Below are 13,742 nucleotides of genomic sequence, written 5' to 3'. Positions count from 1 at the left end.
TTCCGCCGCCGTCCATAGGATTTGTCCTAGACGATGTCTCATCCAGTGCTCAGCTGGTTAGCGGCGATCTGGATGCTGATCCCACCAGCGGTTGCTCAGGGTTTTGACCAGTCTCTTGATGCTCTGGAGCGCCAACGGGTGATCACTCCCCAGGAGCGCAGGATGCTCCAGCGCGGTGGTGCTCCAGCGGTTCCCATGGGCCGCAGCCGTTTCGAAGAAGCCTGTCGCAGTGGGGCTCTGTCGCGTCGGGAGTGTGCCTCCGGTGTGGCTAGGCGTTCGCCTGGGGCACCATCCTCTGCCCGTGTTCGCTTGATCCCCTCCAAGCAGCCGCTGCGTATTCCCGTGTCAGCGCTTCTCGCCCGCGATGGCGGCTCATTCCGGTTGGAATCCGTCTTTGCGGTCACGCCGCGTCCTCTGCCAAGCCCTGGAAACGGCAATAGCCGACTGCTCTTCCCTGTTGCTGGAGACGCCTTCAAGAGCAGTGGGTTTGGCTGGCGTCTGCATCCGATCCTGGGGAGTTGGCTGATGCATGCCGGTCGGGATTTCGCGGCACCTGAGGGGACTCCCGTCGTGGCGGCTCTCTCGGGCCAGGTTTTAACCAGTGGTCTTGCGGGGGGCTATGGCGTCGCCATCGAACTGGAACATGCCGATCCATTGCGTCGCACGCTCTATGGCCACCTCTCGGAGATCTATGTACGACCCGGTCAGCAGGTGCGCCAGGGAGAGGTGATTGGACGCGTTGGCAGCACAGGTCTCAGCACGGGTCCGCATCTACATTTCGAGTTGCGCACACCATCGCGGGCTGGTTGGCAGGCCGTTGATCCAGGGGATTTGGATCTGTCCTCTGTGATGAGTCTCGAAAATGATCCTGTCTCGGTGCTGCTTGGCCAGGTGTTGCGCAGCCTTGAACGGCAGCAGCCCTGAGAGCACCTGAGCGAAACATAGGTCTCAGCTCGCTTGTTCCCTGAGGATGAATCCAACGCCGCGGACGGTGTGGATCAGGGCTGGAGCATCGTCCAGTTCGACTTTTTGACGCAGATAGCGGATATAGACATCGAGAAGGTTGTCGTCCCCATAAAAGTTTTCTCCCCAGACCCCATGCATGATCTCCTGACGTTCCAGCACCCTGCCGGCACCTCGCATCAGGAAATTGAGCAGGTCGTATTCCTTCACGGACAGTTTGATGGATCGATCTCCACGATTCACATCCCGGGTCCGGGTGTTCATGGAGAGGTCGGCGACCTGGAGAACTTCGTTGACGTCGGATCCATTGGCAGGCCCTGAGAACGTTTCGGCGCGGCGGTGCATGGCACGCAGCCGAGCCATCAATTCGTCGATGGAAAAGGGCTTGACCAGGTAATCATCAACCCCGGCATCCAGAGCTTTGACCCGATCTGTGATTTCGTCGTGCCCCGTGAGCATCAGGATTGGGATGGTGATTCCCCCGGCTCGGATGCGCTGACAGATGTCGATGCCGCTGAAGTCCGGCAAGTTCCAATCAAGGATGATCAGATCGGGAGAGGGTTCGGAGCGGCTGCGGATCAGGCCGCTCGCTCCATCAGAAGCGACATCAACGTCGTACCCCTCGACATCAAGCTCCAGACGAAGCAGATCGGTCAGTTTGTGTTCGTCGTCAACAAGAAGGACACGGAGACGGGGCTGGGATTCCAGTGACATCCGGCCTCAAAACCTCAATCCACTCTAGGCACAGAAAGTAATTTCAAGGGTTTTGTCCCTACATTGAAATCGGCTGCTTTTCGGTATGTCGTCACCAGGAGCCTGGACAGAGGATCGAATCCGAGCACTCCGAGAGCAGGAAGACCTCCCGTTTGTTCGTGCTGATGCTTCGGGAATCGTGCAGGAAATCAACGAACCTTTTAAGGCCATTTATGGCTGGACCGAAGCAGCTCTACTCGGTCAATCCCTCGGTCTGATCCTGCCTCCAAGCTTTCGCGATTCCCATCACGCCGGGTTTGCTCGTTTCAAACTGACGGAGGTGTCGAAGGTGCTGAATCACCCGTTGAAACTGGCAACGTTTTGCTCGGATGGGCATGCCATTGAGAGTGAACATTTCATCGTGGCTGAGAAACACGATGACGGCAGCTGGTCGTTTGCAGCGACGCTGCGACCGTTGATGGAATCGAGCTGAGATGAGCCGTCTGGCATGAACAGCTCAGCCTCCTCTTCGTCATCCTCAAGTGACAGTGAACTGATCGCGCAACTGCGGCAGTCCCTTGGAATGCTGCAGGTCGCTTTCGATGCGGCCAGCGAAGCCATGGTGATCGTCGATGTAGATCGCAGGATCCATTGGGCCAATCAAGCCTCTGCTGAACTGTTGGTGGGAGGGGTTCCGATTCAGGTGGTGAATCAAACCCTGGCTGATGTTCTGAAGCTCAGGCCCTTGGATCCTCACTCCAAAACAGCTCTTCAGCTGTTGGATCCTCAGATGCCTTTGCCGCGAACTTCTGGAGAGAGTCGTTGTCATGTGCTGTCTCGTGATGGAGATGGATCACAGGTGCAGTTGTTGCGTTGGCGGCCGGTCGAGTTGATTCAGTCGTCGTTCCTGTTGCTGTCGTTGCGCGACCTCAGCCCTGAGGAACGGGCTCTGGTTCAGCAGCAGCGCTTCATGACTGATCTGACCCATGAGCTGCGCACGCCCCTGGCGATCGTGAGCGGAAATCTGCAACGGATGGCTCGGTTGAAGAACCTTCCCAACGCAGTGAGCTCCCGCCTCACGATGGCTCGAGAGGAAATGGCCCGGATTCAAAAGTTGCTCGGTCATCTCTCGCTGCTCACGCGCCTGGAGGTGGATCCGGATCTGGTCTGCTGTGGCGACCACCCCTTGGGGCCTCTGCTTCAGCGCTGGTCTGACGCTTCCCGAGAGTTAGCTCCGAATCTCAAGCTGCAGGGTTTGGAATGTGGGGATGACGTGGTGGTCCAAACCGATCCAAGGGCCTTGATGCTGGCGTTGGATCAGTTGCTCGACAACGCTTGTCAGCACGGCGATCGATCCATGCCGATTGAGCTCACCTTTGCTGGGGGCGACGGGCTGGAGCACTGCATCCTGGAGTTCACCAGTCAGAGCCTTGATGCCCCTGTGGCTTCCGAGGATCTGGAACGGTGGTCGTCACCTTTTTTCCGGGGCAAGCCTGACCGGGATGGCGACAAGGTGGTGGGCCCTGGTTTGGGGCTCGCCTTGGCGCGCGAACTGGTCAGTGGGTGTGGAGGAATGCTGACCCTCCACCAGCAGCCCTCATCGCAAGGAACATCGACGATCGTGCGGTTGCTTCTCAGGCTCAGGGCATCGAAGGCATCCGGAGCAGTTGAGGCAGTTGTTCGAACAGATCCGGCTTGAGCACGTAGGCCTCTGCTCCGTTGGAGAGAGCCTCGCGTCGCTTGTCGTCATCATTGAGAGCCGTCACGATCACCACCCTTCGGGCTGCTCCTGAGGCTGCCTTCCGCTGCAGCTGTTTCAGACAGGTCAAGCCGTCCATGCCCGGCAGCATGAGGTCCAACAGCACCAGATCAAAGCTGTCGGAGCCTGCTGCGTCGAGGAAGTCTTCTGCGGAACCGAAGCTGAAGCAGTTGTGCCCCTCATCGGTGATTTCAGCGCAGATCAGTTGCTGAATGCGCGGGTCATCCTCAATGAGTGCAACACGAAGAGCCTTAGGGGTCTCTTCCATTACTGCTCGAGCACTGCACTCATTGTGGTCATCACTTGAGCACCCGACCATCCTGGAACTGCGCAATGCGCTGCGCTCGGGCCGCTACATCGTCCTCATGGGTGACCATCACCAAGGTGATGCCCTGCTGGTGAAGTTCATCAAACAGCTCCAGCACCTCGGCGGTGGTGCTGGAATCAAGGGCGCCAGTGGGTTCGTCCGCCAGCAGAAGGCTGGGGCGATTGATAATGGCCCTGGCGATGGCCACCCGTTGTTGCTGCCCTCCGGACAGCTGGTTGGGCTTGTTCTCTAGACGCTGCGCCAGGCCAACGCGGCTCAGGGCCGCTTGGGCGCGCTCAATGCGCTCGTCCTTCGGAACTCCCGCGTAGATCATCGGCAGCATCACATTCTCCATGGCGCTGGCATGACCAAGGAGATGGAACTGCTGAAAGACAAACCCGAGCGAGCGGTTACGGACGTCCGCTAACGCATCGTCGTCCAACTGTTCAACGGCCACTCCATTCAGCCGGTAAGACCCACGAGTGGGCCGGTCGAGACAGCCAAGAATATTCATCGCCGTGCTTTTGCCAGATCCACTGGCTCCCATAACCGCCAGGTAATCCCCCTCCCGGACGGTGAGATTCAGTTGATCAAGTGCTTTGACCTCGAGATCACCGGATCCATAGATCTTGCTGATTTCATTGAGTTCAGCGACTGCAGCTTGTAATCCCTTAGCCAAGGCCTTTCAAGCTGGACAGAGCGATGGCTTGCTGCAGCAGTGGTGTGCCTGAAACTGCTGTGTTGGCCCACTGGAAGAGGGGGTTGGAGAGGATCCCTCCAACAGCGGTGATCGCCACACACCCAATCAGAGCAACACGCAGAGGCTGCATGCCCATCAAGGACCAGTTGACCTCTGGGTAGGCCTTGACGACATCGGAAGCTTCTTGGGGCTCCTTCACCACCATCATCTTGATGACGGAGATGTAGTAGTAAATCGAGACCACAGAAGTGACCAGGCCCACCACCACCAACAGGTATTGGTGGTTCGCCCAACCAGCAAAGAACAGATAGATCTTTCCGAAGAAACCGAGCATCGGTGGGATTCCACCCAGGGAGAGCAAACAGAGGCTTAGGCCAAGAGTGATAAGGGGATCTTTTTGGTAGAGGCCGGCGTAATCCGAGATCCGATCACTGCCCGTGCGGATGGAGAAGAGAATGATGCAGGCAAAGGCCCCAAGGTTCATAAACAAGTACGCCGCCATATAAAGAACCATCGCGGCGAAACCGTCTTCGGTGCCGCAGACCATGCCGATCATCACGAAGCCGGCCTGGCCGATGGAGCTGTAGGCCAGCATTCTCTTCATGGAGGTCTGTGCCAGAGCCACCACGTTTCCGAGGGTCATGCTCAGAACGGCCAGCACTGTGAATAACAGCTTCCACTGGCCATCGAAGGCACCAAAACAGCCAACGAGGATGCGGAGAGCCAAAGCAAAACCCGCAGCTTTGGAGCCCACGGAAAGGAAAGCCACCACAGGGGTTGGAGAGCCTTCGTAGACGTCAGGAGTCCACTGGTGGAAGGGAACAGCAGCGATCTTGAAGGCAACGGTGGCCAGCACAAACACCAATGCCAATGCGGCGAGAGGAGTGGTGCTGGTCTGCAGGGCGAGTCCGATGGTGTCGAGGCTTGTGCTGCCGCTTAGGCCGTACAGCAACGAAGAGCCATAGAGAAAAACAGCAGCAGCTGCCGAACCCACCAGTAAATATTTGAGCGCTGCTTCGGAGCTGCGGGCATCCCGCTTCATGTAGCCCGACAGCAGGTAGCTGGCCACGGAGAGCGTCTCCAGTGAAATGAACACACTCACCAGATCTGTTGCGCCGCAAAGCAGCATCGCGCCGAGTGTGGCTGCGAGAAGAATGGCGGCGTATTCGCCAACAGGCGTACCGCTTTTCTCGGCGTAGCGCCAGCTGATCAGCAGCGACAGCAGGGTGGACAGGGCGATGACAGCCCTGAAGGCCACAGCAAGGTTGTCGGCGAGAAAGGCCCCGAGGAACGAGGGCTCGAGCGGCGCATTCCACTGCAAGGCCAGCAGGACAAGGGAGCTGCCCAGGCCGAGGTAGCAAATCGGGGGTACCCAACGTGTGGCGACCTTTTCACCGGCCAGGTCCACCAAGAGGGTGGCAATCATCGCCAGAAGCACTGCACCTTCAGGCAGTACGGCGGAGGCATTGAGAGACAGATTCAGCAGCTCACCAGGGGCAGCCATGGCCTGGGTGGCGAGAAGGAATGCACCCATGTCGGGCATGGCAGCCTGGAACCGTTGCGCTGCGGCGACTGTAGCGGCGCTTGACGCGCAGACGGACATGCACAGCGATGCTTGGTGCGATAAAGAAGGAGAACGGTTCACTTGCCGCTAGTGGCGCACACCCTCGTCATCGTTGAAAGCCCCACGAAGGCCAAGACCATCCGTGGCTTCCTTCCCAAGGGATTCAAAGTTGAAGCCTCTATGGGGCATGTCCGCGACCTTCCCAACAACGCCAGCGAGATTCCGGCATCTGCCAAAGGGCAGAAGTGGGCCAACCTTGGCGTGAACACGGAAGCGGATTTTGATCCGCTGTATGTGGTCCCGAAGGACAAGAAAAAAGTGGTTCGGGAGTTGAAGGACGCCCTCAAAGGTGCTGATCAGTTGCTGCTGGCAACGGACGAAGACCGGGAAGGAGAGAGCATTAGCTGGCACTTGCTGCAGCTTTTGGCTCCAAAGGTGCCTGTAAAGCGGATGGTGTTCCACGAAATCACCAAGGAAGCCATCGGCAAAGCGCTGGATCAGACCCGCGATCTCGATATGGAGCTGGTCCACGCTCAGGAGACCAGGCGCATCCTCGATCGCCTCGTGGGTTACACCCTTTCTCCTCTCCTCTGGAAAAAGGTGGCCTGGGGGCTCTCCGCGGGACGTGTGCAGTCCGTTGCGGTTCGGCTTCTGGTGCAACGGGAGCGGGCCCGCAGGGCCTTCCGCAGCGGAAGTTACTGGGACCTCAAGGCCCAGCTCGAGCAGTCGGGCAGTGCCTTTGAGGCCAAGCTCACTCACGTGGGTGGACAGCGCATCGCCACCGGCAACGATTTTGATGAAAGCACCGGTGGGCTGAAGGCGGGCAGTGCCGTTCGGCTACTCAGTGAGAGCGAGGCCAAGGCGTTGGCTGAAACCGTGCGATCGAACGCCTGGACGGTGGATGCGGTGGAGGAGAAGCCCACCGTGCGCAAGCCTGTGCCCCCATTCACCACGAGCACTCTTCAACAGGAGGCCAATCGCAAACTGCGGCTTTCAGCGCGGGAAACCATGCGCTGTGCCCAGGGCCTCTACGAACGGGGCTTCATCACTTACATGCGCACCGACTCGGTGCATTTGTCTGATCAAGCGATCAATGCATCGCGCAGCTGTGTTGAGAGCCTTTACGGCAAGGAGTATCTGAGCAAGGGGCCGCGGCAATTCAGCACCAAAGCTCGCAACGCCCAGGAGGCTCACGAAGCGATTCGTCCCTCAGGCGAAAGCTTCCGCACCCCCGGCGAAACAGGCCTCGATGGGAGAGACCTGGCGGTCTACGAACTGATTTGGAAGCGCACCGTTGCCAGTCAGATGGCCGAAGCAAGGCTGACGATGCTGTCGGTGGATCTCAGCTCAGGAGAAGCCAGTTTCCGATCCAGCGGCAAGCGCATTGACTTTCCCGGTTTCTTCCGCGCCTACGTGGAGGGAAGTGATGATCCGGATGCAGCACTTGAAGGTCAGGAAGTGTTGTTGCCGGCACTGAGCGTTGGGGATGCACCAGAGCCGAAGGCTGTTGAGCCGCTGGGTCATCAGACCCAACCCCCGGCACGGTTCAGCGAGGCTTCCCTCGTGAAGATGCTGGAAAAAGAGGGCATCGGTCGGCCGTCGACCTACGCCTCGATCATCGGAACGATCGTTGATCGTGGTTACGCCACACTCCTGGGCAATGCACTTACCCCCAGCTTCACCGCTTTTGCTGTGACGGCGTTGCTGGAAGAGCATTTCCCCGAGCTGGTCGACACCAGCTTCACCGCTCGGATGGAGAACACTCTGGATGAGATCTCCCACGGCAAGGTGCAGTGGCTTCCCTATCTGGAGGGCTTCTATAAGGGTGATGAGGGTCTTGAAACCCAGGTTCAGCAGCGGGAAGGGGACATCGATCCCGGTGCATCTCGCACCATCGACCTCGAGGGTTTGTCCTCCGTGGTGCGCATCGGCCGTTTTGGCGCCTACTTGGAGGCCAAACGCGTCAGCGACGATGGTGAGGAGGAGCTGATCAAGGCCACCTTGCCCCGGGAGATCACCCCGGCTGATCTGGATGAAGATCAGGCCGAACTGATCCTCAAACAGAAGGCTGACGGCCCCGAATCCATTGGCGAGGATCCGGAAACGGGTGACCTGGTCTACCTGCTGTTCGGTCAGTACGGCCCGTATGTGCAGCGGGGGCAGGTGAGTGATGAGAATCCCAAGCCCAAACGCGCGTCCCTTCCCAAGGGACAGAAGCCTGAGGACCTCACCTTGGAGGATGCGCTTGGACTGCTGCGGTTGCCGCGTCTTCTGGGCGAGCACCCGGATGGTGGGCGCATTCAGGCGGGGCTGGGCCGCTTTGGCCCCTACGTGGTTTGGGATAAGGGCAAGGGCGAGAAGGACTACCGATCCTTGAAGGGAGATGACGATGTTCTGGGGGTGGGACTGAGCCGTGCTCTCGAGTTGCTGGCCATGCCCAAACGTGGTCGGGGTGGACGCACCGCCCTTAAAGACCTCGGCAAGCCGGAGGGCAGTGATGAAACGATTCAGGTCTATGACGGCCCCTACGGCCTTTATGTCAAGCAGGGCAAGGTGAATGCTTCGCTGCCGGAAGGCAAGGGTGCTGATGATGTGACCCTCGAGGAAGCGGTGGAACTGCTCGCCGCCAAGGCGGCCTCGAAAAAGGGCGGTCGCAAAACCGCCGCCAAAAAAACAGCGGCAAAGAAGCCAGCAGCCAAAAAGCCTGCGGCTAAAAAACCCCCCGCCACCACAAAGACCGGTCGTCTTAGGGCCAGTGCGGTGCGGGTGATCAAGCCAGCTGAAAACTGATGCCCCGTCTGCTTTGGATGCTGCCCGTAGGGCTTCTGCAGGCCTGTGCAGGGACACCGGTCGCCGAGCAGTTGGAACGTTCCTTTGCGGTGCCTGAAGACAGGCCGATGCAGGTTGCGCCAGTTCAGGCTTCCAAGACCAGCCCAACGGGGGACCTTCCCACTGGATCGGCACCTGAGGTTGCATCCCCTGCAGAGCCGAACTCCCCAACCCCAGCGATCTCAGCCCCTGTTTCTCAGGATTCGCAGGAGCTAGTGCGGGAGACAACACCTCGGCCAACCGCATCACAACGTCTGCCCCAGGCGCCTTACCGGATCACCATCCGTTTGGCCGGAGCCGATCCCGCGGCTCCTGCTGAGGCCGTCACCCGAGCGCTGCGTGAGGCGGATGTCGGCTTTGCGGTTGAACGGATTGAGCGGGTCGAGCCATGACTGCAGAAACCCCCCGGTTGAGTCGCCAGCAGGCACTGAGGCTGGTTGAGGGGGCTTATCTCGCTGCCGCGACGGGTCTGATTTGGCTGGCTCTTTACTACCTCCCGGTGGGTGGTGCTCTCTTCCGCCTGGCCCTGCCTCTTCCACTGATCCTGCTGCAGTTGCGCCGTGGCAGCCGCTCCGGTGCCGAGGGTCTGTTGCTTTCTGTGCTGCTGCTCACAGCGCTGATGGGTCCATTGCGTGGCCCACTTCTGCTATTCCCTTACGGGCTCTTATCACTGTGGCTGGGCTGGAGCTGGTGCCGGGGTGTCAGCTGGTGGCTGAGCTGGTCGGGCGGAGTCGTTCTTGGAACAGCAGGCTTCCTGGTCAGAGTTGTGGTGCTCTCGTTGCTGGTGGGAGAAAACCTCTGGGTCGTCATCACCCGTGCAGGTGCTGCTCTGCTCGACCGAGTGATCGTGGCGCTTCATCTTCCGATCACCCCCGATCTCACCCAGGTTCAGTTGATGGCTCTTCTCTTGGTGGTGGTTCAGGAGGTCATCTACGTCCTTTCGCTGCATGCTCTGGCGTACTGGATTTTTCCCCGCCTGAGATCACCGATTCCTGAGCCTCCGAGGCTGCTGCATGGACTCGTTGCCCTCGACCCCCTCTGATCCGTCCGTGTTGCCCCAGGGCTGTCAACAGCTGGGACGTCTCGGAGTAAGGCCTCTGCATGAGGAGTCCCTCCATCCTTGGAAGTCCAGGGATCAATCCGTGGATCTGTTACTGGTGCTGGCTGCCACGCAGACGGCGGAGCATGAGGGAATCTCTGCCGCAGGCTCCACTGCGGCCTCGCGTCGCTTCACGGCCCTTGCTGATGCGGAGCTCCTGATCCAAGGGCCGGCTGGGCATCGCAGTTGGCCTCTCCCGCCGCTGCCCGCTGGTGTCTCCCCCGCTCTGCTCAGCCACGTGGCGGCGCGCCGGTTGAAGTTGAAACCGCAGGTGGCGGCCCTCGGCTTAACGCAGAGACCCGATTTTCCCCACCTGGAGATTGAAGCTCTCGATCAGGGGCCATCGGCGTGTCTGTCGAGCGGTGCGGCGATGCCGTTGCCGCGGGTGCAGCACCTTTGGCGACGTGGAGAGCTTCTGGGTAGGCGGTTGCAACGCCCCCTAGTGCTCGCGGAATGTGTTCCGGGAGGGACAACAACCGCGCAAGCTGTGCTGACGGCCCTCGGCGTTGAGGTCGCTCATCTGATTAGTGGCAGTGCACGCCACCCCCCTCAGCAGCTCAAGCAAGAGCTGGTGACCAAAGGGCTGCAGCGCGCATCCCTCGGCGCGCATCCTTGCCCCGAGCAGATTCTTGCCGCTGTCGGTGACCCCTTTCAGGCCTTTGCCTCAGGGGTACTGGTGGGAGCCGTGTCGGCGGGACAACCGCTGTTGCTTGGTGGGGGGTGCCAGATGCTGGCTGTTCTGGCACTTGCGATGCAGGCCTTGACTGCAAGCCAGCGGGAACGCCTGGCGGCTCAGGTGCTCATCGGCACAACCGGCTGGCTCGCTGATGAGGGAGTCGCTGCAACGAGCCAGTCCCCCTTGGGGGGGCTTGTGGATGCCACCGCCGGCCTTGTTGATGCTTCGCTGTCAGTCCTGGCCTGTGGCGTCCGTTTTCGTAGCAGCACCCATCAGCCGTTGCTTGACTATGAGCGGGGATACGTGAAAGAAGGTGTGGGGGCCGGTGCACTGTTGCTGCTTGCCCAGCTGCGCGGATGCACTTGTTCCGAACTGGTGCGGGATTGTGAGCGTGCTTTGGAGCAGCTGCTCAACCGCCCCGTAACGTCAACGCCATGAACGTCTGGAGTGAGCGGTTGGGTTCCCTGAGCCGGCGCCATGTGCTCCAGATGATCGGGGCGACGGGGTCAGTCGTGCTGGCCGGCTGTCGTCAGGCGACAGCGGCTCCAACCCTGATGGCCCCGGCTGGAGTGTTGCCGAAACCGTGGGCTGATGCCTTGCCTAAACCATGGCGGTTGACTCTTGCTCCATCGCAGCAGGACTGGAAGCCGCAGGATTGGGCCCGCGCCGATCTGCTGGTGATGGGGGATGGGTGGCTTGACGCCCACCCGCCTGAAACGCTGCAGCCCATTGCGTCTGAACCGCTTTCCCGTCAGTTGGATGGTCAGGCCAAGTCTTTGCTGGAAGCGCTGGGGGGGGCGCTCCAGGGTCGGGTGTTGCCGCTGGCCGTTAGTCCCTGGGTGATGTTGCTGCGGGATGACGGCGCCTTGGCGCAGGAGGGTTGGCCCTTGTTGCTGGATTCCGCCTTGGCAGGGCGTGTGGTGCTGCCCGCCAGCCCCCGACTGGTGATGAGCCTGGCGGACCATTTAGGTGGGGGGAAGGCTTTGAGCCAGCTCCGTCGACAGGTGCTCACATTTGATGATCGTCAGGCCAGCAATTGGCTCCTCAAGGGCGATGCCCGGGTGGTTGTTCTCCCGCTCAACCGCTGCATTGCTCTGCTGAGACGGGATCCGCGTCTTCGGGCTGTTCTGCCCGAATCCGGCGCACCCTTGCACTGGACCGTTCTGCTTCGACCGGAAGCCAGCCGCGAGCCGGTGCCCCAAGGCTGGGTTGAACAGGGTTGGCGGGATCCCCTGCGCCGCCGCCTCGTTCAGCTGGGCTGGCGTGCCCCAATCACGTCGTCAGATTCGATGCCAGGGGCAATGGCGGATCAAAACGCTCTGCCTGCTCGTCTTCAGCCATTGTTGTTTCCTCCTTCCGACACCTGGTCACGCTGTTGGTCGCTGCCGCCGCTGCCGCCGCAAGGGAGGGAGGAATTGGAACGCCTCTGGAGTGATTCAGCTCCATAGACGCCGTCGCGGTGAAGCCACCAACCGTTGGTGGGTGTCCGCCAACAGATCAGGGATGGGCAGTTGATGTGGGCACCGGGGCAGGCACTCCCCACAGCGTTCACAGGCCGAGGCATCGTGCTCTTCCCACCAGTGGCCTGCACGGCCGATCAGGTTGTAACGCTCCTGTGCAAAAGCGGTGAGCTCATGGCCGATGGCCAGATTGCGCAGACGCAAGAGTTCGGGAATCGGAACCTGCTTTGGGCAGGGGAGGCACGCCTGACACTGCTTGCATTGCTCTTGGCCAAGCCGCGCTTCCTGTCGCACCTGTGCCGTTAATAAGGCCTGTTGCTCTGCATCGCTGAGAGGGCCATCCTCCTGCGCCAGCCTTGCAGCGAGTTGGAGATCATCGGGAACAGCAGCACCAACAGTCAGGGTGCTGATGCCCTGTGCCAGCAGGAATCTGTAAGCCAGTTGCAAGGGCGCAAAAGGGGTGCAGTCCTCCACCAGTGTTGGGCTTGGTGCCTGCAGGCGCCCTCCTTTGTCTGCTGGGGAGATCGCCATCACTCCAAACCCATGGCTCAATGCCCACTGGGCTAAGGGCAGCCGCTTGGGGTCAAGCCAATGCAGGTGCAGGCTGCAGAAGGTGAATCGCTGGCTACGCAGCGCCCGATCGATCAGCGGATTGCTGCCATGGCTGCTGAAGCCCACCTGGGTGACGCGGCCGCTGTTGAGAGCCCAGTCGAGAAGTTTGGAACCATTCCCCATCAGAGCCCAGTCAAGGTGTTCCTCACGGTTGATGCCATGGACGGCAAGGTTGTCGAGGTGTTGGCAGCCCAGGCGCTCCAGGATCTGGTCAAGGCGACGTTGCCCCTCCTCGAAGGTCAACCCCGGCAGCAGTTTGCTGGTGATCACCCAGTGGTCTGAAGCTCTCCGGGCGGTCTGGCGAAGAGCCTCTCCCAGAAAACGCTCGGCAGGTCCGTAGGCAGGGGCGGTTTCAAGGTGGTTGATCCCCGCTGCCGCTGCCGCGTTGAGCACCTCCGCCATCTGGGAGCCTGAGTCGAGGGCTCGCATCGTTCCCAGGCTGAACAGGCTGACGGGGCGGCCGCTACCAAAGGCGCGGGTTTTCACTCCTCCGAGGGCGCTTCGTTGTCCTGGTTGCGCAGATGGCGCACCAGTGCCGCTGGGCTGAGGTCGTCGACAAAACGGCTGAAGGCACTTTGATCTTCGGCATCGGCCTCCGCATCCACCGGAATTGATGCTTCAGCGACGACTTCCTCCAGCATCCAGATGCTGCTCCCAGTTCTGATCGCCAGCGCGATGGCGTCGCTGGGTCGGGCATCCACTTCAATCAATTCCAGCGCTTCGTCTTCGGCTAATTCCCCTTCGTCCAGATCAGGACGAAGCTTTAAGACTGCGTGAAAGGTGCTGTCTTCGATCGCATGGACAATCACGCGCTCCAGCTCGAGCCCTCCAGCCACCAGCAGCGCTGCCATCAGGTCATGGCTGAGAGGCCGGGGTGGTGCTCCGTCCTGCAGTCCGGCCATGATGTTGTGGGCTTGCGCCTGGTCGATCCAAATCGGAACTTGACGTCGGCCGCTTGGATCCCGCAGGAGCACCATGGGGGTTCGGTTGGCGGCATCGAGGGCGATTCCGGCGACGCTCATTTCGACCATGTCGGCGGCGCGGCTCTATCCGATTATGGCTACTTAGCTGCTGCGAGCG

At 60.4% G+C, this 13,742-nt stretch carries 14 protein-coding genes; 8 read left to right on the top strand and 6 right to left on the bottom strand.

Annotation, left to right across the window (positions count from 1 at the left end; translation table 11 throughout):
• The first annotated feature begins 33 nt into the window (after nt 1–33).
• Complete coding sequence (locus FZZ88_RS07850) at nt 34–924, top strand: M23 family metallopeptidase (RefSeq protein ID WP_166017460.1); 891 nt, start codon at nt 34–36, stop codon at nt 922–924.
• Nucleotides 925–948: 24 nt separating this feature from the next.
• Here the strand turns inward: FZZ88_RS07850 and FZZ88_RS07845 are convergent, their stop codons facing one another.
• A complete protein-coding gene (locus FZZ88_RS07845; protein WP_166017459.1) occupies nt 949–1,677 on the bottom strand; it encodes a response regulator transcription factor in 729 nt (242 codons plus the stop codon).
• A gap of 85 nt (nt 1,678–1,762) precedes the next feature.
• Between FZZ88_RS07845 and FZZ88_RS07840 the strand changes: the two genes are divergently transcribed.
• Together FZZ88_RS07840 and FZZ88_RS07835 are read left to right on the top strand one after the other, a co-directional pair.
• Nucleotides 1,763–2,149 (top strand): PAS domain-containing protein, encoded by a 387-nt coding sequence (locus FZZ88_RS07840; protein WP_166017458.1) that lies wholly within the window; start codon nt 1,763–1,765, stop codon nt 2,147–2,149.
• Between the two features lie 90 nt (nt 2,150–2,239).
• A complete protein-coding gene (locus FZZ88_RS07835) occupies nt 2,240–3,355 on the top strand; it encodes a PAS domain-containing sensor histidine kinase (RefSeq protein ID WP_230332858.1) in 1,116 nt (371 codons plus the stop codon).
• Here FZZ88_RS07835 and FZZ88_RS07830 read toward each other — a convergent pair.
• From FZZ88_RS07830 to FZZ88_RS07820, 3 genes are read right to left on the bottom strand one after another with little or no spacing between them, the layout of a single operon-like run.
• Nucleotides 3,297–3,683: a response regulator gene (locus FZZ88_RS07830; protein WP_166017456.1), complete on the bottom strand. Its 387-nt coding sequence runs from the start codon at nt 3,681–3,683 to the stop codon at nt 3,297–3,299. The genes FZZ88_RS07835 and FZZ88_RS07830 overlap by 59 nt on opposite strands.
• 31 nt (nt 3,684–3,714) lie before the next feature.
• Nucleotides 3,715–4,401: an ABC transporter ATP-binding protein gene (locus tag FZZ88_RS07825; protein ID WP_166017455.1), complete on the bottom strand. Its 687-nt coding sequence runs from the start codon at nt 4,399–4,401 to the stop codon at nt 3,715–3,717.
• Nucleotides 4,394–5,965 (bottom strand): NAD(P)H-quinone oxidoreductase subunit N, encoded by a 1,572-nt coding sequence (locus FZZ88_RS07820; RefSeq protein WP_115024090.1) that lies wholly within the window; start codon nt 5,963–5,965, stop codon nt 4,394–4,396. The genes FZZ88_RS07825 and FZZ88_RS07820 overlap by 8 nt, the downstream gene beginning before the upstream one ends.
• 111 nt (nt 5,966–6,076) lie before the next feature.
• Here FZZ88_RS07820 and topA point away from each other — a divergent pair, with 111 nt between their 5' ends.
• Genes topA through FZZ88_RS07795 form a run of 5 tightly spaced genes read left to right on the top strand, consistent with a single transcriptional unit; the run spans nt 6,077 to nt 12,038 of the window.
• Nucleotides 6,077–8,776, top strand: a complete 2,700-nt coding sequence (gene topA, locus FZZ88_RS07815) for a type I DNA topoisomerase (RefSeq protein WP_166017454.1) — start codon at nt 6,077–6,079, stop codon at nt 8,774–8,776.
• Nucleotides 8,776–9,207 (top strand): hypothetical protein, encoded by a 432-nt coding sequence (locus tag FZZ88_RS07810; protein ID WP_166017453.1) that lies wholly within the window; start codon nt 8,776–8,778, stop codon nt 9,205–9,207. The genes topA and FZZ88_RS07810 overlap by 1 nt, the downstream gene beginning before the upstream one ends.
• The gene (locus tag FZZ88_RS07805) at nt 9,204–9,857 is read left to right on the top strand and encodes a DUF2232 domain-containing protein (protein WP_166017452.1); all 654 of its coding nucleotides are present in this window, start codon (nt 9,204–9,206) and stop codon (nt 9,855–9,857) included. Before FZZ88_RS07810 ends, FZZ88_RS07805 begins: the two co-directional genes overlap by 4 nt.
• Nucleotides 9,829–11,028: a nicotinate-nucleotide--dimethylbenzimidazole phosphoribosyltransferase gene (locus FZZ88_RS07800; RefSeq protein ID WP_166017451.1), complete on the top strand. Its 1,200-nt coding sequence runs from the start codon at nt 9,829–9,831 to the stop codon at nt 11,026–11,028. The genes FZZ88_RS07805 and FZZ88_RS07800 overlap by 29 nt, the downstream gene beginning before the upstream one ends.
• Nucleotides 11,025–12,038, top strand: a complete 1,014-nt coding sequence (locus FZZ88_RS07795) for an ABC transporter substrate-binding protein (RefSeq protein WP_166017450.1) — start codon at nt 11,025–11,027, stop codon at nt 12,036–12,038. Before FZZ88_RS07800 ends, FZZ88_RS07795 begins: the two co-directional genes overlap by 4 nt.
• Here the strand turns inward: FZZ88_RS07795 and FZZ88_RS07790 are convergent.
• Together FZZ88_RS07790 and FZZ88_RS07785 are read right to left on the bottom strand one after the other, a co-directional pair.
• The gene (locus FZZ88_RS07790) at nt 12,027–13,148 is read right to left on the bottom strand and encodes an aldo/keto reductase (protein ID WP_166017449.1); all 1,122 of its coding nucleotides are present in this window, start codon (nt 13,146–13,148) and stop codon (nt 12,027–12,029) included. The two genes, FZZ88_RS07795 and FZZ88_RS07790, sit on opposite strands and share 12 nt — an antisense overlap.
• On the bottom strand, nt 13,145–13,693 hold the full coding sequence (locus tag FZZ88_RS07785) for a bifunctional nuclease family protein (RefSeq protein WP_166017448.1): 549 nt from the start codon (nt 13,691–13,693) through the stop codon (nt 13,145–13,147). Before FZZ88_RS07785 ends, FZZ88_RS07790 begins: the two co-directional genes overlap by 4 nt.
• Nucleotides 13,694–13,742 lie beyond the last annotated feature (49 nt).

Origin of the sequence: Synechococcus sp. PH41509, assembly GCF_020514285.1 — a bacterium.
GTDB lineage: Bacteria > Cyanobacteriota > Cyanobacteriia > PCC-6307 > Cyanobiaceae > Parasynechococcus.
This window is presented reverse-complemented; position numbering and strand designations above follow the sequence as displayed.

Excerpts from the sequence above, each read along its gene's own strand:
- FZZ88_RS07850 (WP_166017460.1), top strand. The coding sequence starts at position 34 with ATGTCTCATCCAGTGCTCAGCTGGTTAGCGGCGATCTGGATGCTGATC.
- FZZ88_RS07845 (WP_166017459.1), bottom strand. The coding sequence starts at position 1,677 with ATGTCACTGGAATCCCAGCCCCGTCTCCGTGTCCTTCTTGTTGACGAC.
- FZZ88_RS07840 (WP_166017458.1), top strand. The coding sequence starts at position 1,763 with ATGTCGTCACCAGGAGCCTGGACAGAGGATCGAATCCGAGCACTCCGA.
- FZZ88_RS07835 (WP_230332858.1), top strand. The coding sequence starts at position 2,240 with ATGCTGCAGGTCGCTTTCGATGCGGCCAGCGAAGCCATGGTGATCGTC.
- FZZ88_RS07830 (WP_166017456.1), bottom strand. The coding sequence starts at position 3,683 with ATGGAAGAGACCCCTAAGGCTCTTCGTGTTGCACTCATTGAGGATGAC.
- FZZ88_RS07820 (WP_115024090.1), bottom strand. The coding sequence starts at position 5,965 with ATGCCCGACATGGGTGCATTCCTTCTCGCCACCCAGGCCATGGCTGCC.
- FZZ88_RS07810 (WP_166017453.1), top strand. The coding sequence starts at position 8,776 with ATGCCCCGTCTGCTTTGGATGCTGCCCGTAGGGCTTCTGCAGGCCTGT.
- FZZ88_RS07805 (WP_166017452.1), top strand. The coding sequence starts at position 9,204 with ATGACTGCAGAAACCCCCCGGTTGAGTCGCCAGCAGGCACTGAGGCTG.
- FZZ88_RS07800 (WP_166017451.1), top strand. The coding sequence starts at position 9,829 with ATGGACTCGTTGCCCTCGACCCCCTCTGATCCGTCCGTGTTGCCCCAG.
- FZZ88_RS07795 (WP_166017450.1), top strand. The coding sequence starts at position 11,025 with ATGAACGTCTGGAGTGAGCGGTTGGGTTCCCTGAGCCGGCGCCATGTG.
- FZZ88_RS07785 (WP_166017448.1), bottom strand. The coding sequence starts at position 13,693 with ATGGTCGAAATGAGCGTCGCCGGAATCGCCCTCGATGCCGCCAACCGA.